Here is a 19422-nt window from a genome sequence, read left to right as displayed (position 1 = left end):
GGCGCTTACCAAGGAGACCCTGCGCCGGGCGCGGGAGTTGCTGCCGGCCTTGCGCGACATTCCGGTGGAGGCGATCTGGGCAGGCTATGTCGACAGCACCCCTGATGGTGTGCCCGTGATCGATACGGATACCGGGGTCGGTCATCTGGTTGCCGATCTTGTGCTTGGCAGGCAGCCGATTACCGAAGTGGCGCAATACCGTCTGGCCCGTTTCCAGGACAGCCAATGGGGCAAGGTCGCCAGCTTCTGATTTGCCAGCGGCTCCTTTTCTGCGATGCCCGATTGACGATCCGCGAAACCTTCTGCCTCTGAATACCGTCACAAAGTGATTTCTGCTGCCTATTGCGCAGATACGGCAAATTCGACCTCGGGGCGAGCGGCATACTTTCGCCGTTTTCGAGTTGAGGATTTTCCATGACCTATTCTTTCGACCCCCAGAAAATAACGCTGCCGACCGCCCACTTCGTCGGCGGGAGCTATGTCGACGGCCCGGAGGCTCTCGATGTGCGTGCTCCGTCGGACGGGCGTTTGCTCGCTGCAATTCCCTGCGCGGACAGCGAGATTGTTGATCGGGCCGTAACCTCCGCCCGGGACGCTCTGAAGACCTCCGGCTGGGCTGGGAGTCAGCCCAGGGAGCGGCTTAAAGCGCTCCACACTTGGGCGGATCTGATCGAGAAGGAAGCGGCGTATCTCGCCCAACTGGAGGCGATCTGCTCCTCGCGTCCCGTCAGCCAGGTGATCGAAGGCGATATCCGCGTGACGGCCGAGCAGATCCGTTTCTTCGCCGAATTCTCGGACAAGGAAGGCGGGGATCTTGTCCCGACCTCGGACGGACAATTGGGGTTCATCGCCGCTGAGCCCTATGGCGTGATCGGCGCCATCACACCGTGGAACTTCCCGATCTCAATGGCGGGCTGGAAGCTTGGGCCGGCACTTGCCGCAGGTAACGCGGTAGTTCTGAAGCCCTCGGAGATGACGCCGTTCTCCACCCTCTACATGGCGGAACTTTCGGTTCGGGCCGGACTTCCGGCCGGGCTGATCAATGTCGTGCTGGGCGATGGGCCGGTGACAGGCAATGCGATCACGGGACATCCTGGTATCGACAAAGTGTCTTTCACCGGATCGACCCGCGCGGGCGGCCTGATCATGGAGAACATTGCCCGCCACGGAATCAGACCGATGACGCTTGAGCTCGGAGGCAAGAGCCCGCAAGTGGTCTTTGCCGATGCCGATCCGGAGCAGGCGGTGGATTGCCTGGCCCGGGGCATTCTTCCTAATGCCGGACAGTTTTGCGTCGCCGGATCTCGGATGATCGTGCAGCGCCAGATCGCGGAGGAAATCGCCGAAAAGCTGGCGGTCCGGTTCGGAGAGGAAAGTCCTGCGGCGACCTGGGACGATCCAGCCGGGTTTTCCCCGGTTATCTCGGAGAACCAGTTGAATCGCATGGACGGTATCGTCCGCGCGGCGCTTGCCGAGGGTGCGGAGTTGATCTGCGGCGGTGAGCGGTTCGACCGCCCAGGGAGTTTCTACCGGCCAACATTGATCGCGGGCGTTGATAACGCGAGTCCATCGGTGCGCGAGGAGATTTTCGGTCCGGTCGCAACCTTCCAGACATTCGAGACCGAAGAAGAAGCGGTCGCACTCGCAAGCCATGAGACATACGGGCTCTGCGCGGGACTGCATACAAAAGACCTGTCGCGGGCCATGCGTATGACCGGCCGTCTGCAGGCCGGCACTGTGTGGGTTAATCGTTACGGGCGGTCATCCGACCATATTTTGCCGACAGGCGGCTGGAAGAGTAGTGGCCTCGGCAAGGATCTCGGCCGTGAGGCCTATCTCGCAAATCGGCGAACCAAATCGGTGCTGATCGATCTTTGATCGGCAAGGGAGTTTTTAATGAAGAGCTATAAGATTGCCCTGGTTCCGGGCGACGGCATTGGTGTCGATGTGACCGAAGCGGCGATGGAGGTCCTGACCGCGGCCGGCCAAAAGTTCGGCTTCGCGCTTGAGGCCGAGAGCTTCCCCTGGTCCTGCGCATATTATCTGCAACACGGAGCGATGATGCCGACAGACGGGATCACCCAGTTGCGCGCTTTCGATGCTATCTATCTGGGGGCGGTCGGCTGGCCTGAAACGGTGCCGGATGCGGTCTCTCTGCATGGGCTTCTGCTGCCGATCCGCAAGGCTTTCAATCAATATGCCAATATCCGTCCGCACCGTCTGCTGCCGGGCGTCGAGGGCCCGTTGAAGTCGGAGCGCTTCGATATCCTCTGTATCCGCGAGAACACCGAGGGGGAATATGCCGGTGCAGGTGGACGTGTCCACCAGGGTATGGGCAACGAGGTGGCGGTGGAAACCGCGATCTTCACCCGCGAAGGGGTTGAGCGGATCATCCGCTTCGGCTTCGAGCAGGCCCGTGCCCGCCGCAAGCACCTGACTTCCGTCACAAAGTCCAACGCCCAGAAATTTTCCATGGTGTTCTGGGATGAGGTGACGAAGGAACTCGCCGCTGATTACCCGGACGTGACCGTCAGCCACATGCATATCGACGCGATGGCGGCGAAGATGGTGATGGCACCGGAAAGTCTGGATGTGGTGGTCGCCTCGAACCTGTTCGGCGATATTCTGACTGATCTCGGCGCCGCCATTCAGGGCGGGCTCGGTTTCGCAGCGTCGGCGAACATCTGCCCCGACCGGTCCGGGCCGTCCATGTTCGAGCCGGTGCACGGCTCGGCCCCCGATATCGCTGGCCAGAATATCGCCAATCCGATCGCCGCGATCTGGTCCGGCGCCATGATGCTGGAACATCTGGGGGAGGGCGAGGCAGCCGCCGCCGTGCTCTTCGCCATCGAAAGCGCCACGGCGGCAGGGATTGGATCGCGGCCGGGCACCCATGCGACCGACGCCATCACGAACGCTGTCAAATCCGCATTGGAGAGTTGAGATGAACCTGACAGACAAGGGCCTCTTCCGTGAGGCCGCGCTTGTGGACGGCACCTGGATTGACCGCGCCGATATGGAGGTTACGAACCCGGCGACCGGCACTGTGCTCGGATATATGCCGGACTGCACGGCCGCCGAGACCGAGGCTGCGATTGCTGCAGCCGAGCATGCAATGGTCGACTGGAAGACCCTGAGCAATGCGGAGCGTGCGGACCTGCTGATGGCATGGCATGATTTGATGCTCGCCCACGCGGACGATCTGGCGCAAATCTTGACCGCCGAGCAGGGAAAGCCGCTGGCCGAAGCGCGGGGCGAGATTCTCTATGGGGCTTCATTCGTTCGCTGGTTTGCCGAGGAGGCACGGCGGATAAACGGTCAGATCATTCCGTCTCCGGTCAAAGACAAGAAGATCTTCGCGATGAAGGAGCCGGTGGGCGTCTGCGCCATCATTACGCCGTGGAATTTTCCGAATGCGATGATTACCCGCAAGGTCGCCCCGGGACTTGCCGCCGGTTGCACGATGGTGATCAAGCCGTCCGACTTCACGCCCTATTCGGCTCTCGCGCTCGGCGTGCTGGCGGAACGGGCCGGGATTCCCAAAGGTGTGATCAACGTGCTGACCGGCCGCCCGGAAGAGATCGGCGCTGCCCTGACCAGCTCGCCTATCGTGCGTAAACTGTCCTTTACCGGCTCGACCCGTATCGGCGCGCTCCTGGCAGCGCAATGCGCACCGACGTTGAAGAAGCTTTCCCTGGAGCTCGGCGGCAATGCGCCATTTATTGTGTTCGACGACGCGAATCTCGACGCAGCGGTCGAAGGCGCCATGGCTTCGAAATTCCGCAATGGCGGGCAAACCTGCGTCTGCGCGAATCGGATTCTGGTCCAGTCAGGGATCCACAACGCCTTCGTCGCGGCGCTCTCCGAGAAGGTCGATGCGCTGCAAGTCGGCCCCGGCACGGATGCCGAGACCACGATTGGCCCAATGATCAACGCGGCGGCTATCGCCAAGATTTCCGCGCATATGGAGGACGCATTGTCGAAAGGGGCGATGCGCACCACCCGGTCGCGCAATCTCTCCGCGCAATATGCAGATCCGGTGGTTCTCAAAGGTGCCACTACCGAGATGCGTCTTGCTGCGGAGGAAACCTTCGGACCCGTGGCGCCGGTCTTTCAGTTCGAGACCGAGGCCGAGGCTCTGTCAATTGCCAACGGCACACCGTTCGGGCTCGCAGCCTACTTCTACACCACCGATATGGCGCGGGCGTTCCGTTTTGGCGAGGCTCTTGAATGCGGTCTTGTCGGGCTCAACACCGGCGCCGTCAGCCATGCGGAAGCGCCGTTCGGCGGCGTCAAATCCTCCGGCCTCGGCCGCGAGGGCGCGCAGGAAGGGATCGAGGAATATCTCGAAACCAAAGCCTTTCATTTCGGTGGATTGGGGTGACGCCATCGAGGCGAACGCGCCGACGCTTCTCTATGAAAAAAGGCATAAACGTGAGTGATTTTCCGATCAAGAAAGCGAAACTGCACACTAACGACTGTTAAGCGGGGCTGGTCCGGATCAGGGCATCCAGCATGACGATTCCGGCTCCTGTCTTGCGCACCAGAACTGGGTTTGCTTCGGCTTCTTGGATACGCTCGTTCATAGCAAGCAGGGAGAAAGCGGCAACCGCTTTAGCCAGGGCTTCAAGGTCTCCCTCGGATTTACCTCGAAACCCACGTAGCAAAGTGAAGCCTTTCACCTCTTCAATCATTTCCTGTGCGGCCTCGACGCTGAGCGGTGCTGGGCGGACGGCAGAGTCCTGATAGATTTCGGTCATCACGCCGCCCATTGCGATGGTGATCACCGGTCCGGCGACGGGATCGCGGGAGAGGCCGATAAGGGCCTCTCCAAGCCCGGTACAAAGCTCTTGCACAAGCACGCCATTCAGTCTGAAGCCGGGACGATACTCTTCCGCCGACGTCTTCATCTCCGCGATCGCCGTGACCAGTTCGTCTCGGTTTTTAACTCCAACCCGGATGGCGCCTGCCTCGGTCTTGTGCGGCAGGTCTGGGGAAACAAGTTTCGCAACGACCGGGAAGGCGAAAGGTAACGTTTCCGGGGCATCCGTTTCGGGATCGAGCACGATCTGTCCAGGTCCGGCAAGCCCGAGGCTGTTGAAAATGGCGCCGGCCGTTACTTCGTCGGCTATGCCACCTGCCAGTGCGTCGATCTGCTGGCACGTGGCCTCGGGCAATACACCAGCGGGCGGGGAGGAGGGAGTTGCACCTGTCATCAGCATCGCGACTGTTTCGGCACAGCTTTCGACAGTGCGGAAGGTCGGTACGCCTCCGGCTTCCAGGAGCCGCATGCTGTCCGGCGCGTGCGGTAGTGGGAAGGCCAATACCGGCGCGGCATCGGCCGGGGCTTCTGCGGCAGCGTCGATGATCGGTTTGACGGCGAGTTCCGGATCAAACTGCGCGGAAGATCCAATGGCGACAATCAATACGCCGGTTTCCGGGTCCCTGATCAGTGTCGAGACAGCTTCTTTCATTACTTCATAACGGGCTCCCGCGAGCGTGACATCGACTAGTTTGCCGTGGCCGCACGGGATCTTGCGTTCGGCAAAATGTGCGCGGGTTGCCGCACTGGCACCGGAGATGGTCACGCCGCGTGCGCTGAGCTGGTCCACCACCATGGCGCCGCCACCGCCGGTCGTGGCAATCACTGTCGCGCTCTTTGGGCGTCCGGGTTTGAGGCGCGCGTTGAAGAGGGCACCGGGGGCTTCGAGCAACGTTTCCAATTGGTCGGCCTTGCGGATGCCGAAACTCCGTAGCAGGGCATCCGCAGCTTCAGTAGAGCCGGTGAGGGCACCCGTATGGGAGACGGAGAGGGCTTGGCCTTCCTCCGATTTGCCGATCTTATAGGCGACTACAGGTTTCCCTGCCGTGTGGGCCTTTGCCGCGAAACGGCCGAGCGTCTCCCGGTTTCGGATGGTTTCCATGAACAGCAGGAAGCCGTCGATCTCAGGGTGATCGACCAGAATTTCTCCGATCTCGCCTATGCCTGATGCCGCTTCGTTGCCGACTGAGACGAAGGTCGAGAAGTTGATGCCGCGCGCAGCCCCCCGGCTGAGCAAAGTGCCGATGACGCTGCCGCTTTGGGAAATCACGGCGAGCCGGCCATGACCGATTTCCTCTGCTCCGAAGGCTGCGTTCGTGGTGGCGGCAAATCCGGCAGGTGTATGGACGACGCCCATCGAGTTAGGGCCGAGCAACAGAATACCTGAGTCGCGGGCGATGCGCTGGACATCTGCTTGGCGCCGTTCGCCTTCTTTCCCAGCCTCGGCAAATCCGTCGGCGAGAATGGCGACAACCTTCACGCCCGCCGCCGCACAATCTTCAAGCGCTGCGATGGCCGGGTCGGCATCGACCAGAATATAGGCGAAGTCGACTTTATCCGGGATGGCGCTGACCGATGGCCAGGCTTTCTCGCCAAGCACTGTCTCACGGGCCGGGTTTACAGGATAGATCCGGCCGGCATAACCATGGCGGCGCAGAAAGCGCATGGGGCGCGCGGTCAGCTTGCCCTCGGAATTCGAGGCGCCAATCAGGGCAATGGAGGCCGGAGAAACAAGAGCGCTAAGCATGGAGTCGCGCATACATTTATTCCGATCGGGAAAGGCAGGGGAGATTGATTCAGGAGTGATCCCAATCATGCCGTGCCTTTTAGAGCGATGACAAGCCGGTCTCCCGTCTGACAGAATCCTCCAGCCATCTTTTCCTCATCACGGTAAAAGATAAGACTGACAGAATAGAGACGACGCAACGGAGGCGCGCAGGGTGGATTTACAGGCGTTGGTGAACGAGGCTTTTGCACGGCATCAGTCCGGGCAACTGAAAGAGGCTGCGTCTCTCTACCGGAAAGTTCTCGCCCTGCACCCGCCGATAGCGCTTGTCTTGTCCCTTGCCGGTGATGTCGCGACTTCGAATGATAATCCAGCATCCGGTGTGGCATTGCTTCGCAGGGCACTCGCGCTTGAGCCACGCAAAAGCTCGTTCCATCAGCTTCTCGCTTTTGCTGAGGCCTCGCAGGGAAATCTCGATCAGGCCGAAATGTCCTACGCGGCGGCCGTGAATCTTGACCCGCTGAACGTTTCGGCGATGAGTGACTGGGCCAATCTGGTGCGCAGTCGGCTTCCCGCTACGGCGCAGGCGTTGGTTCGTAGAACCATTCTGATTAACCCGGAAAACCCCGGGTACTTGAAGTTTTTGGCGGAAATGACCGTTTCGGCTGAACGGCTGGCCGGAGAGCGGCTGATGCGCCGGGTGATCTGCGGCAACCCACTGGACGCGGATGCCTGGAAGGCGATCGGACTTGTGGCGCAGGCGGAGAAGGAAGTTGTGTCTGCCGACACGGCGTTGAAGCGCTCTCTTCTGATCGCCCCGAGTGAAATAGTTGTTTGCGCCAGGCTGGGCGGCTCTATGTCCGAGCAGGGCTTTCACCGGGAAGCGGTATCGCTTCTGCGCCTCTCCGTCGCGTTGGACCGGACGCGGATGGATAATTGGCTTTCCTTGGCGAATGCGCTGCATGCGGATGATCAATCTGTGGCGGCTGATGTCGCGTTCCGACGGTCTCTGGTGCTGGAGCCCAGTCGTCTGGCTGCACTCGAAAATCACCTCGTGCAGCTGGCCAAGGTGGGCGCGCCAGCCGAGCGCATAAGGGCGGGTTATCGCCGCGCGCTTCGGGTCAACCCGCAAAGCAGCGGAGCTTGGGCGAATTTCAGCAAATATCTGCTCGATCAGGGTGCGTACACCGCCGCCGCTGTTGCGATCAAGTCGGCCCTCGTCACCGGAGGCACTGACCGGGACATGCTCGTCGGCCTGGCGAATGCATACCGGCAATCGCGAAAGCATCAAATGGCGGATCGCTATCTGCGCTGGGCCCGGTGCGCTTTTCCGGAAGACCGGACGATTCAGTCCGGCCTTCTGATGGGGCACAATTATGAAAGCGGTGTTTCCGCGCGGTCTCTTTACCGGGATCACGCGTCATGGGCAGAGGTCTGGGCACCGCTCGAGGGGCCACTCAGTTACGTGGTGGATCGAACAATTGATCGCCGGATTCATCTCGGCTTTGTGTCTCCGGACCTGAAGCGGCACCCGGTGGGGTTTTTTCTGCTGCCGGTATTGAAGCGGCTGGCACGCAACCGGTTCCGGATATCGGTCTATTCCGACGCCGGGAAGGGCGATCTGTTTACAGACGATCTCCGCCGTCACGCGGATCACTGGTTCGATGTGACCGGCAAGGACGACGACGTTTTGCGAGAGCAAATACTGGAAGATCGGATCGATATACTGTTCGACCTTGCCGGCCATTCGGCCGCCAACCGGATGGGGATGTTTGCCAGGCGCGCGGCACCTATCCAGATGAGCTGGATGGGCTATGTCGGCACAACCGGCCTCGGTACTATGGATTATCTTGTTACCGACAGATTCCAGACTCTGCCTGGAACAGAGGAGTTTTATTCCGAGCGTTGGCTGGTTTTGCCGGACGATTATATCTGCTTTTTCGCGGTGCCGACGTCACCGCCGGTCGCGCCAAGTCCTGCACTCGCCAATGGCTTCATCACCTTCGGCAGCTTCAACAATCCGGCTAAACTCACAGATGAGACCCTGGATCTGTGGGGCCGTGTTCTCGTTGCCGTCCCTCAATCCAAGTTGCTGCTTGCTTACCGCGGTTTCGACGATCCGGGGATTCAGGATGATGTCCGGTCCCGCCTGGCAGCGTCCGGCATCGCGCCAGAGCGGATTGAATTCAGGACCTTTACCTATCACGAAGAATTTCTCGGCGGGTATGGTCTGATGGATATTGCTCTGGATACGATGCCGTATTCCGGTGGGCTCACCACCTGTGAGGCGCTGTGGATGGGTGTTCCTGTTGTATCGCTTGCGGCACAAAGCCATTTCGCCGGTCGGCATTCGCTCAGTCATTTGAGCAATGCCGGATTTCCTGAATGGGTTGCTGAGAGTGCGGAGGAGTTTGTTTCAATAGGGACGGGGCTGGCTTCGGATAGTCGCCGCCTGGCACAGATCCGTGAGACGCTGCGTCAGAGGGTTTCGGTTTCGCCGCTCTGTGATCAGGAGCGATATGCGCGCGGTGTTGAAACAAAACTCACCGAAGCTTGGGGGGATTATTGCGGAGAACTGTGAGGCTAGGTTCCCAGCGCGATTTTATTCGCTGGCATCTGTTATTCAGAGGCAACAATGCCGAGAGAGTCTTTTCTGCAACCGATGTTAATCGTTAATTCAGGTTTCCCCGATATCTCTAGTTAAATTGAATAAATGGAGCTTCTTAGGGAACTCTGGAGTTTTGAGTGGAGAAGTGCTGTACGCAAAAGTGTGCGGTGCATTGGAAGCAGAATGTCCGACGACGATCTGAATATTCTCGATTTTCTTATCGATGAGCACGTTGCGCCGGGGTCTTGTGCTGAGCCTTGGAAAGTGCTCGTCGTGGATGATGACCGCGATGTGGCGGCGACGACGACCCTTGTGTTGCGCGACGTTGAGGTAGAGGGCAGACCGCTCAATCTTCTCTCGGCTTACTCGGCGGCAGAAGCCAAAGAGGTTCTTGCTGAGCATCCCGATATTGGCTTGGCTCTGATCGACGTCGTCATGGAAACGCCGAATGCTGGTCTCGATCTGATTCATTACATTCGTCAGGATATGGGCAACAAGCTGATCCGGTTGGTGGTGCGGACAGGCCAGCCCGGGCACGCGCCGGAACAAAGCGTCATCATCGATTACGATATCAGCGATTATAAGGAAAAGACCGAACTCAGTGCGCAGAAGCTCTTCTCGCTCGCTTATGCGGGGTTGCGCTCCTATCAGCAATATTTGGTCATGGAGCAGAACCGTCGCGGCCTCATGAAAGTGCTGCAGGCCTCTACTGCACTGTTCGAAAAACCGGGACTGGATGACTTTGCCGACGGGATTCTCGAGCACCTTGGGGACATCGCGAACATGAATCGCGACCCGAAGGACAGGATCGGATCATCCGGCGTTCTTGCTGTGGCGGATGCAAACTCCAGCTCGGCGCAGGATTTCAAGATTGTAGCCGGGCGAAGCGGGAGCAGGAATGCAGGGAAACTGACAGATCTGCCTCTAGATGCGGAAACGAAAAAGCTGGCCGGTGAACTGGCCGGGCGAGGGCCAGGTATTCACACCAGCCGAAACGAAAACGCGCTGATGACCGGGATCGTCGGACGCAATGGGCAAGCCAGCCTTCTTCTCTTGCCCGAGCTGCAAGGGTTGAGCGGGGCGGATGCTCAGATTGTCGATATCTTCACATCCCAGGTCCTAACCGCCTTCGATAACCTTCGCCTGCATGATCAAACCGAACGCGCGCAGCGCGAAATCGTGCTGCGTCTGGGCGAAGCGGTCGAAACCCGCTCTGGTGAAACCGGACGACATGTTTCTCGGGTTGCGCTCTATGCTCGGGAGATTGCAGACAAGCTGGGGTTCAGCCGGTCGGATTCCGAATTGCTTTTCCGGGCGGCTCCTTTGCACGATATCGGCAAGATTGGTATTCCTGACTCAATCCTGTGCAAGCCGGGAAAGCTTGATCCCGACGAGTGGCAGAAAATGCAGGAGCACACGACGATCGGCTACGAAATGCTGCGGACGTCAGACATGCCGATCCTGAAACTGGCAGCGCGCATAGCACTTGAGCATCACGAGAAATGGGCCGGAGGCGGTTATCCGAATAACATCAAGGCCGAGGATATTTCGGTCGAGGGTCGTATCATCGGGCTCGTCGATGTCTTCGACGCTTTGACATCGGAGCGAGTCTACAAGAAAGCGTGGCCCGTGGAAAAAGCCGTGGAGCTTATTCAGGAGGAAAGCGGCCGTCATTTCGATCCGACGGTGGTGGATGTTTTCCTGAAAAATCTGACCACCATGATCGATATCAGAATGATCTATGCTGACTGACTGGTAGTGCTGACTCCGAGCTGATTGACCACCGGAGTAATGCCGGAACGGAGTGCTTGGACGCTGCCGAGCCACATTCTGCTAGGCTATTTGTTGTAAGCGAGCTGGTTATGGCGGAAGAACCGGCCGTGATGCTGATGTACATGGCTCTCTCGGCGGCACTGTTTCCGTACCGTCCGATCTGAGTAATGGAACGTGGTGACCGCCATGCTTCCGATTATCGAACCAGAAAATGTATACTGGGAAACCGGGACTGAATCTTGATTGAATCAAGTTTCAAATGACTTTGGCTGCAGCAAGTCTTGCGCAGCACGGCATCCATGTAACGAACATCGGACAAGGTCTTGCGTATCAGGATTGCCAAGGGCGAAAGTATAATGCACTTTCGTAAGAAGGTGTGCACTATGTTGCATGTACTTGTTGTGGCATAGTTGCCGCATCATTCTGGGAGGCTTGTGCAATGTTGAAAAAAATGACGGCCCTAGCGGCCATGGGAGCCTTTTTGGCTGCTCCGGCGATGGCGGCCGATAAAGTAAAAATCGGTTTCGTCACCACCATCACCACGCCCGCGGGCGTCATCGGCAAGGACATGGTCGATGCGGTCAATCTTGCGATGGAAGACATCGGCGGCAAGATGGCGGGCCTTGATGTAGAACTCATCATCGAGGATGACGGCTTCAAGCCTCCGATCGGCAAGCAGAAGGTCGATAAGCTGGTGAAGAAGGACAAGGTCGATTTCATCGGCGGTTTTATCTGGTCCCACGTGCTGCTGGCTTCGAAAAAACCCGCGCTTGATTCGGGCACTTTCCTGATCAGCTCGAACGCCGGCCCGTCTCAGCTCGCTGGTAAACAGTGCGACGAGAATTTCTTCTCCACCTCGTGGCAGAACGACCAGACGCCGATGGCAATGGGCGAGGTTCTGAATCAGAACGGCGTCAAGTCTGTCTATGTGATGGCTCCGAACTATGCGGCCGGCAAGAACATGATCGCCGGTGTCGAGCGGACCTTCAAAGGCAAGATCGCAGGCCGTGACCTGACGAAATGGGGCAAGGACGCGCAACTCGACTTCTCCGCCGAACTGGCGAAAGCGAAAGCCTCGGGTGCCGATGCTCTCTGGGTGTTCTATCCGGGCAAGGCTGGCGGGGCACTGATCAAACAGTACGAGCAGGCCGGAATGCGCGATACCATGCCGCTTTACACGGTTTTCACTGTTGACTCGATCGCTCTTCCGAAGTTGCAGGCCGGTAATCTTGCCGGTGTCATGGGATCCCGCAATACCCAGCATTGGGGCCCGGACCTGGACAATCCGCAGAACAAGAAGTTCGTTGCGGGCTTCAAGAAGAAGTACGGCCATTATCCGTCCTTCTATGCCGCCCAGTCCTACGACACGATCTTCCTGATCAAGAGCGCGGTCGAGGCAGTGAATGGCGATCTGTCTAACAAGGACGGCATGCGCGCCGCCATGAAGAAAGCCGACTTCCCGTCCACCCGCGGCAAGTTCAGCTATGGGAACAACCATTTCCCGATCCAGAACTTCTATCTGCGTGAAGTCGTTGAAGATGCCGACGGTGTCTGGACCACCAAGATCGTCAGCACGGTCATGGAAAACCACCAGGATCCGTACGCGGCTGACTGCAAAATGTAATCATCCTTCTTGGATGACGGGAAACCGGCGGTGCGAGAGCCCCGCCGGTTTCGGTTTTCGCCTCTGGCGCAAAAACAGAAGTTTGATAGGGACTGCTGGGTGGACTGGGGACTCTTTACAATACAGGTGCTGAACGGGGTGCAGCTTGGCGTACTCCTGTTCTTGCTCGCCGCCGGCCTGACTCTGGTCTTCGGCATCATGGACTTTGTGAATCTGGCGCATGGCTCGCTCTACATGATGGGCGCCTATTTCTGCGCGACCCTGGTGCAGGTGACGGATTCCTTCATACTGGGTGTCATTCTGGCGCTGCCGCTGACCGCCCTGCTGGGCTGGATCGTCGAGCTGATCGTCGTCAGGGCGCTCTACACGCATGATCATCTGGATCATGTGCTGGCGACCTTCGGGTTGATTCTCTGCTTCGATACGGCGGTGGATTTCATCTGGGGGCCGACCGGCATGGCCATTCCTCTGCCGGCATTCCTTGACGGCCATATCGATCTGTTCGGCGGCCATACATTCCCGGTGTTCCGGATCCTGATCATCTCCAGCGGTCTTGCCGTCGCCGGGTTCCTCTATTTCATGGTGGTGCATACCCGCATTGGCATGTTGATCCGCGCGGGTGCCTCGAATCGGACCATGGTGATGGCGCTTGGTGTGGATATCGGCAAACTGTTCGCGTTGGTCTTCGCCGTTGGCGCCGCGCTGGCGGGTTTTGCCGGGATGTTGATCGCGCCGATTACGGAAGCCAGTATCGGCATGGGCAACGAGATTATCATCGTGGCCTTCGTCGTCATCATCATCGGCGGTATCGGCTCGATCAAAGGCGCCTTTGTCGCAGCCATGCTGGTCGGTCTGATCGACACGATGGGGCGTTCCTTCCTCGACCAGCTGTTGAAAGTCTTCATGTCTTCGGAGAGCGCCGAGACATCCGCGCCTGCTTTGTCCGCAATGGCAATTTATGTCCTCATGGCCATGGTGCTGGCTTTCCGGCCCCAGGGCCTGTTCCCGCCGAAGGTACGCTGAGCCATGAGATTGTTGTTCAGAACGGGCCTTCCGGCCTATGCCATGTTTGCCGGGCTCGGGTTCCTTGCCCTGCTGCCGCTGCTAGCCGAATGGGTCGACAATATCTTCCTGATCGATCTGTTCATGCGCCTGATGATCCTCAGCATTGCTGCGGTCGGGCTCAACTTGATCCTGGGATATGGCGGGATGGTCAGTTTCGGCCACGCCGCCTATCTGGTGATCGGCGCTTACGCTGTCGGCATCCCGGCTTATTACGAGATCTATGATGGTTTCACACAGATCGCCATCGCCATCCTGGCCTCGGGAATCGTCGCCCTGGTGACCGGTGCCATAGCCCTGCGTACCAAGGGCGTCTACTTCATCATGATCACCATGGCATTTGCCCAGATGGTCTACTTCACCTTTGTTTCGATTGAGGAGTATGGGGCTGACGACGGTCTGACAATCGACGTGCGAAGCGAGTTCGCGGGGCTGCTCGATATCGAGGACAATTTCACCCTTTACTACTTCGTGCTGGTGTCGTTGATCGCGGTGCTCGGGCTGGTGTACCGGATCGTTCATTCCCGTTTCGGCATGGTCATTTCCGGCGCCAAGGGGAATGAGCGCCGGATGCAAGCGATCGGTTTCCCGACCTATCGGTACCGTCTTGTCTGCTACGTGATATCCGGTGCGATCTGCGGTTATGCCGGGGCGCTGTTGGGTAACTTCACAAACTTCATCACGCCGGAGATGGGCGACTGGGTGCATTCGGGCGAATTGATCTTCATGGTCGTCCTTGGCGGAGCGGGAAGTCTGTTCGGGCCGGTGCTCGGCACGGCGGTCTTCATCCTACTGGAGGAGTATCTCTCCCGCCTGACCCAGTATTGGCACTTTCCCTTCGGTGCGATGCTGATCCTGGTGGTGATCTTCACCCGTGGCGGCATTGACGGAATGTTCCGCTGGCTCGGTGCGAAAGCCGGTATTGGAGAACGGTCATGAGTGGCGCGTTTCTCGAGGTCCGGAACCTCTTCAAAAGCTATGGCGGGATTGCCGCGACGGATCATGTCGATCTCGATGTCCGGCAATCCGAACTGCATGCGATCATTGGCCCGAACGGCGCGGGCAAGACCACGCTGATTGCGCAATTGTCCGGTGAGGTCGACCCAGATGGCGGGACGATCCGCTTCGATGGGCGCGACATGACACGCACACCCGCCTACAAGCGCTCGCTGCTCGGCCTGGCGCGGTCTTTCCAGATCACCAGCCTGATGCTGGATATGACTGTGCTTGAGAATGTCGCGCTCGCCGTGCAGGCGCATGCCGGACATTCCTTCCGCTTCTGGCGGGCGGCCCGTAAGGACCCGGCTCTCGTGGAGCCTGCTATGGCGGCGCTGGAAGCTGTCGGTCTTGAGGGCAGGGCGAACGATATCGCCAAGGTCATGTCCCACGGCGAGCATCGCCAGCTTGAGATCGCCATGGCGTTGGCGACAGATCCTGTCCTGCTTTTGCTCGACGAGCCGATGGCGGGGATGGGGGTTGAGGAATCCCAGCGCATGGTGGAGATCCTGCGCAGTCTGAAAGGCGAAAAGACCATGCTCCTGATTGAGCACGATATGGACGCGGTCTTCGCATTGGCGGATCGGATTTCGGTACTGGTCTACGGCCGTGTTATCGCGACCGGAACGCCCGAGGAAATTCGCGGTGACGAAGCCGTGCGCCGGGCTTATCTCGGCGACGAGGTGGCATGATGCTGAGAGTTGAAGAAATCGAGACCTTCTACGGTGCCAGCCAGGCACTGTTCGGAATGAGCCTGAAAATCGGATCTAACGAGGTCGTGACGCTCATGGGGCGGAACGGCATGGGCAAGACCACGACCGTGAACTCGATCATGGGCATCGTCCGTCCATCGTCGGGCCGTGTTGTCTTCGAAGCGGATGATATTACCCATGCTCCAGCTTACCGGATTGCCCGCTACGGCATCGGGCTGGTGCCGGAAGGCCGCCAGGTCTTCCCGAACCTCAGCGTGCGTGAGAACCTTATCGCAACCGCCGCGAACCGTTTCAACTCCCGTGATCCGTGGACCGTCGAGAGCGTGCTGGCGATGTTCCCGGAACTGGAAGCCCGGATGACCTCGATGGCCAACCTGCTGTCGGGCGGTGAGCAGCAGATGCTCGCCATCGGCCGGGCGCTGATGACCAACCCGAAACTGTTGATCCTCGACGAGGCGACCGAAGGTTTGGCTCCGTTGATCCGCCATGAGATCTGGAACTGTCTGGAGCGTCTGAAGAAGGCGGGACAGGCGATCCTTGTCATAGACAAGAACATTGATGACCTGAAGCGCATCGCCGACCGGCATTATGTGGTCGAAAAGGGTCAGGTGGTCTGGACTGGCACAACGGCTGAACTCGACGAAAACGCGGATCTCATTCAGGAAAAGCTCGGCGTCTGAGCGAGCTTTTCAACCGTCTTCCCGGACTTGATCCGGGACCTTTCGATGCAGCGTGCGCCCTTTGATCGCAAAGGTGTCGTCTCTTTGGCCCGAATGACGGTTACGTTTTCGGGATCTTCACGCGCTCTTCCGGATCCCCGCTTCATTGAACATCGGCACCAGTATATCCACCAGCTCCGTGATCATAGCGTCCGTGTGGCGCGGCGTTGGCGTGAAGCGCAGGCGCTCCGTTCCCGTGTCTACGGTCGGGTAGTTGATTGCGGTCACGTAGATGTTGTGATCGTAGAGCAGCCGGTTGGAAAACTCGCGGGCCTTGGCCGCGTCGCCGACCAGTAGCGGCACGATATGGCTTTCCGATGGCATTACCGGCAGGCCAGCCGCTCGGAACGCTCCCTTCAGCCGAGCAGCCTGGCGTTGCTGCATCGCCCGTTCCTGACCGCTTTCCTTCAGGTGCCGGATGCTCGCAGTGGCCGCTGCGGCGACCATCGGGGGCAGGGACGTAGTGAATATGAAGCCGGGGGCGACGCTGCGGATATAATCCAGCACGTGAGATGGTCCGGCCAGGTAGCCGCCATGTACACCGATTGCCTTGCCGAGCGTGCCCTCGATCAGATCAACCTTGTCCAGCACTCCGTCCCGTTCGGCGATACCGGCGCCGCGCGGCCCATACATGCCGACCGCATGCACCTCGTCGAGATAGGTGATGGCGTTGAATTCATGCGCGAGATCGCAGATCTCTTCGATCAGGCCGATATCGCCATCCATCGAGTAGACGCTCTCGAAGGCGACCATCTTGTGGCTCTCGGGATCGGCGGCTTCCAGCAACTCGCGCAGATGCGTGAGGTCGTTGTGTCGGAAGATATGCTTGCGGGCTTTCCCTTTGCGGATGCCCTGGATCATTGAGGCATGGTTCTTCTGATCGGAGAACACATCCATGTTCGGCGAGGCGCTGAGCAGGGTCGAAAGGCTGGCCTCGTTGGCGATATAGCCGGAGGTGAATAGGAGGGCTGCTTCCTTCCGGTGCCAATCCGCGAGTTCGTCCTCAAGCGCGACATGGTAGTGGCTGGTGCCGGAAATATTGCGGGTGCCGCCGGCGCCGACGCCGGTTTGCTCCACAGCCTCATGCACTGCATCACGCAGCACATCGCTCTGCCCCATTGCCAGATAATCGTTCGAGCACCAGACCAGCACCTGCTCCACGCCGCCGTCCTGGTGGTGCTTGTAGTAGGGGAATTTGTCCGCTTGCTTCTCCAGATCGGCGAACACGCGATAGCGGTCCTCGGCCTTGATCCGGTCCAGCTCGTTGCGACAGATATCGAAGAGGTTCACAGCCTCTCTCCCGGTCTTGTGCGATTTCATAATCTCGCGTTTTTCGACCAAGAATAATGATCCAGATCAAACCGCGTGCTCTTGTCTTGACTGATATACCGGATTCTGGCTACTTTTCGCGCGTTATGTTGACGCACACACAACTTGGCCTCGCGCTTCGACTTAGGATCCCGGCTCTTTAGAGAGTCCGGGTCACGTCGCTCGTCTGTGCTTGAGCCGTGCTGATGCGTTGCCGATGGATCACCATCCCGCTTCACACAATCTTACAGATACTCTTCTCCGTCGGCCTTTTTGAGGGCACGGTTCGAAGGACGCGCGCATTCAGGAACAGAATTTGAATGTAGATAACGGGCAGGCGCTCACAGGAATATGCGCCGCCCATGGGAGTTGAAGTGATGAACCACATGCCGATTGAAAAATACCGCGCCTATGCCCAGGTCGATTTGCCGGACCGGACATGGCCTTCGAAGATCATCAATAAGGCTCCGATCTGGTGCAGCGTCGATCTGCGGGACGGTAATCAGGCACTGGTCGATCCGATGGACAGCGCGCGAAAGCACCGGATGTTCAAGACGCTGGTCGAGATGGGTTTCAAGGAAATCGAGGTCGGTTTCCCAAGCGCGTCCGACACCGATTTCAATTTTGTCCGCGAGATCATCGAGGGCGGATTGATACCGGACGACGTGACCATCCAGGTTCTGACCCAGGCCCGTGAGCACCTGATCGAGCGGACCATCGAAAGCCTGATGGGGGCCAAAAGCGCCATTGTCCATTTGTACAATTCGACCTCGGAGCTGCAGCGCCGGGTCGTCTTCAACGAGGATCAGGCAGGCGTGAAGAAGATCGCTGTCGAAGGCGCGATCATGGTCAAGGACCGGCTGGCCCGGCTGGAAGAGGCCGGCACCAGGGTGCGGTTGCAATATTCACCGGAAAGCTTCACCGGCACCGAGCTCGACTATGCGCTGGAAGTCTGCGAAGCGGTGATGGATGTCTGGCTGCCGACGCCGGAAAATCCTGTGATCATCAACCTGCCCTCGACCGTCGAGATGTCGACCCCGAACATCTACGCAGACCAGATTGAATGGATGCACCGGCATTTCACCCGCCGGGATTCGATCATCCTCTGTGTCCATCCGCATAACGACCGAGGGACCGGCATTGCGGCGACGGAAATGGCGGTTATGGCCGGTGCGGACCGTGTCGAAGGAACGCTGTTCGGTAACGGTGAGCGGACCGGTAACGTCGATCTGGTCACCCTCGGGCTGAACCTCTTCACCCAGGGCGTCGATCCGGAGCTGGATTTCTCCAATATCAACGGCCTGATGGAGACGGCGGAATATTGCAACCAGTTGCCGATCCACCCGCGCCACCCGTACGCTGGCGAGTTGGTGCATACGGCCTTTTCCGGCTCGCACCAGGATGCGATCAACAAGGGCATGCAGGCTATCCGCAAGGCAAACGAGCCGCAGTGGGAAGTGCCGTATCTGCCGATTGACCCGCAGGATATCGGCCGCGATTACGAGGCCATCATCCGTGTCAACAGCCAGTCCGGCAAAGGCGGGGTCGCCTATCTGCTGGAAACCGATCACGCGATCAAGCTGCCGAAGCCGGCGCAGGCCCAGTTCAGCCAGGCCATTCAGAAAATCACCGATGCCACCGGCAAGGAAATCAACAGCGACACCATCTGGTCGACGTTCCAGTCTGAGTTCATCGAGCAGCCGGATGCACCGTTCGAGCTGGTGTCCTTCTCTTCCAAAGCGCTGGAAGGCTCGAACGAGCGCGAGCACATCACGGCAGTGGTGAAACACGAAGGCAAGGATCATGTGGTGGAGGCCGAGGGCAATGGGCCGATCTCTGCATTCGTGAATGGTCTGCGCACTCACTTCGGTCTCAATTTCCGGCTCAAGGACTACACCGAACATACCCGTTCCGACGGCTCTCGGGCCGAGGCGGCGGCCTATATCGAGCTGAACGTACCGGACGCGAACGGCCGCAGCGTTTTCGGGGTTGGCATCGACACGTCGATCACCATGGCGCCGATCCGGGCCGTCATGAGCGCGGTCAACCGGATCTGATTTCCTGATTTGGA

General features: G+C 59.0%; 13 protein-coding genes and 1 pseudogene. 12 read left to right on the top strand and 2 right to left on the bottom strand.

Translation table 11 applies throughout. The features are described from left to right. From ABJ076_RS22040 to ABJ076_RS22025, 4 genes and pseudogenes are all read left to right on the top strand, one after another. Nucleotides 1–250 (top strand): annotated as a pseudogene (locus ABJ076_RS22040) (D-amino-acid oxidase); the annotation flags it as partial. Nucleotides 251–414: 164 nt separating this feature from the next. Continuing rightward, entirely contained in the window at nt 415–1878 is a 1464-nt protein-coding gene (locus ABJ076_RS22035) for an aldehyde dehydrogenase family protein (RefSeq protein WP_348187649.1), read from the top strand. 18 nt (nt 1879–1896) lie between these two features. Further along, entirely contained in the window at nt 1897–2943 is a 1047-nt protein-coding gene (locus ABJ076_RS22030; RefSeq protein ID WP_348187646.1) for a tartrate dehydrogenase, read from the top strand. Nucleotide 2944: 1 nt separating this feature from the next. Further along, the gene (locus ABJ076_RS22025; RefSeq protein WP_348187644.1) at nt 2945–4384 is read left to right on the top strand and encodes an NAD-dependent succinate-semialdehyde dehydrogenase; all 1440 of its coding nucleotides are present in this window, start codon (nt 2945–2947) and stop codon (nt 4382–4384) included. Between the two features lie 97 nt (nt 4385–4481). Here the strand turns inward: ABJ076_RS22025 and ABJ076_RS22020 are convergent, their stop codons facing one another. Next, complete coding sequence (locus ABJ076_RS22020; RefSeq protein WP_348187641.1) at nt 4482–6581, bottom strand: acetate--CoA ligase family protein; 2100 nt, start codon at nt 6579–6581, stop codon at nt 4482–4484. Between the two features lie 181 nt (nt 6582–6762). Between ABJ076_RS22020 and ABJ076_RS22015 the strand changes: the two genes are divergently transcribed. The 7 genes from ABJ076_RS22015 to ABJ076_RS21985 all read left to right on the top strand — a co-directional run bounded on the left by ABJ076_RS22015 (nt 6763) and on the right by ABJ076_RS21985 (nt 16004). Next, complete coding sequence (locus ABJ076_RS22015) at nt 6763–9129, top strand: hypothetical protein (protein ID WP_348187638.1); 2367 nt, start codon at nt 6763–6765, stop codon at nt 9127–9129. Between the two features lie 210 nt (nt 9130–9339). After that, nucleotides 9340–10908, top strand: coding sequence for an HD domain-containing phosphohydrolase (locus ABJ076_RS22010; protein ID WP_348187636.1), 1569 nt, complete (start codon nt 9340–9342; stop codon nt 10906–10908). A 460-nt stretch (nt 10909–11368) separates the two neighbouring features. After that, nucleotides 11369–12553: an ABC transporter substrate-binding protein gene (locus ABJ076_RS22005; protein ID WP_348187633.1), complete on the top strand. Its 1185-nt coding sequence runs from the start codon at nt 11369–11371 to the stop codon at nt 12551–12553. 99 nt (nt 12554–12652) lie between these two features. Then, entirely contained in the window at nt 12653–13576 is a 924-nt protein-coding gene (locus ABJ076_RS22000) for a branched-chain amino acid ABC transporter permease (protein WP_348187630.1), read from the top strand. A 9-nt stretch (nt 13577–13585) separates the two neighbouring features. After that, nucleotides 13586–14554, top strand: coding sequence for a branched-chain amino acid ABC transporter permease (locus ABJ076_RS21995; protein ID WP_348499762.1), 969 nt, complete (start codon nt 13586–13588; stop codon nt 14552–14554). Then, nucleotides 14551–15303, top strand: a complete 753-nt coding sequence (locus tag ABJ076_RS21990) for an ABC transporter ATP-binding protein (RefSeq protein WP_348187624.1) — start codon at nt 14551–14553, stop codon at nt 15301–15303. The genes ABJ076_RS21995 and ABJ076_RS21990 overlap by 4 nt, the downstream gene beginning before the upstream one ends. Continuing rightward, entirely contained in the window at nt 15300–16004 is a 705-nt protein-coding gene (locus tag ABJ076_RS21985) for an ABC transporter ATP-binding protein (protein WP_348187623.1), read from the top strand. The genes ABJ076_RS21990 and ABJ076_RS21985 overlap by 4 nt, the downstream gene beginning before the upstream one ends. Before the next feature lie 117 nt (nt 16005–16121). On the opposite strand, the gene hemA is transcribed toward ABJ076_RS21985, so the two are convergent. Continuing rightward, nucleotides 16122–17333, bottom strand: a complete 1212-nt coding sequence (hemA, locus tag ABJ076_RS21980; RefSeq protein WP_348198444.1) for a 5-aminolevulinate synthase — start codon at nt 17331–17333, stop codon at nt 16122–16124. Nucleotides 17334–17728: 395 nt separating this feature from the next. Between hemA and leuA the strand changes: the two genes are divergently transcribed. Continuing rightward, nucleotides 17729–19408: a 2-isopropylmalate synthase gene (gene leuA / locus ABJ076_RS21975; protein WP_348187658.1), complete on the top strand. Its 1680-nt coding sequence runs from the start codon at nt 17729–17731 to the stop codon at nt 19406–19408. Nucleotides 19409–19422: the final 14 nt, after the last annotated feature.

It is taken from the genome of Nisaea sp. (genome assembly GCF_039990255.1).
Classification (GTDB): Bacteria; Pseudomonadota; Alphaproteobacteria; order Thalassobaculales; family Thalassobaculaceae; genus Nisaea.
This window is presented reverse-complemented; position numbering and strand designations above follow the sequence as displayed.

Bases quoted from the DNA above. Each gene is read 5' to 3' on its own strand.
- ABJ076_RS22035 (WP_348187649.1), top strand. From the start codon at position 415: ATGACCTATTCTTTCGACCCCCAGAAAATAACGCTGCCGACCGCCCAC.
- ABJ076_RS22030 (WP_348187646.1), top strand. From the start codon at position 1,897: ATGAAGAGCTATAAGATTGCCCTGGTTCCGGGCGACGGCATTGGTGTC.
- ABJ076_RS22025 (WP_348187644.1), top strand. From the start codon at position 2,945: ATGAACCTGACAGACAAGGGCCTCTTCCGTGAGGCCGCGCTTGTGGAC.
- ABJ076_RS22020 (WP_348187641.1), bottom strand. From the start codon at position 6,581: ATGCGCGACTCCATGCTTAGCGCTCTTGTTTCTCCGGCCTCCATTGCC.
- ABJ076_RS22010 (WP_348187636.1), top strand. From the start codon at position 9,340: ATGTCCGACGACGATCTGAATATTCTCGATTTTCTTATCGATGAGCAC.
- ABJ076_RS22005 (WP_348187633.1), top strand. From the start codon at position 11,369: ATGTTGAAAAAAATGACGGCCCTAGCGGCCATGGGAGCCTTTTTGGCT.
- ABJ076_RS21990 (WP_348187624.1), top strand. From the start codon at position 14,551: ATGAGTGGCGCGTTTCTCGAGGTCCGGAACCTCTTCAAAAGCTATGGC.
- ABJ076_RS21985 (WP_348187623.1), top strand. From the start codon at position 15,300: ATGATGCTGAGAGTTGAAGAAATCGAGACCTTCTACGGTGCCAGCCAG.
- leuA (WP_348187658.1), top strand. From the start codon at position 17,729: ATGAACCACATGCCGATTGAAAAATACCGCGCCTATGCCCAGGTCGAT.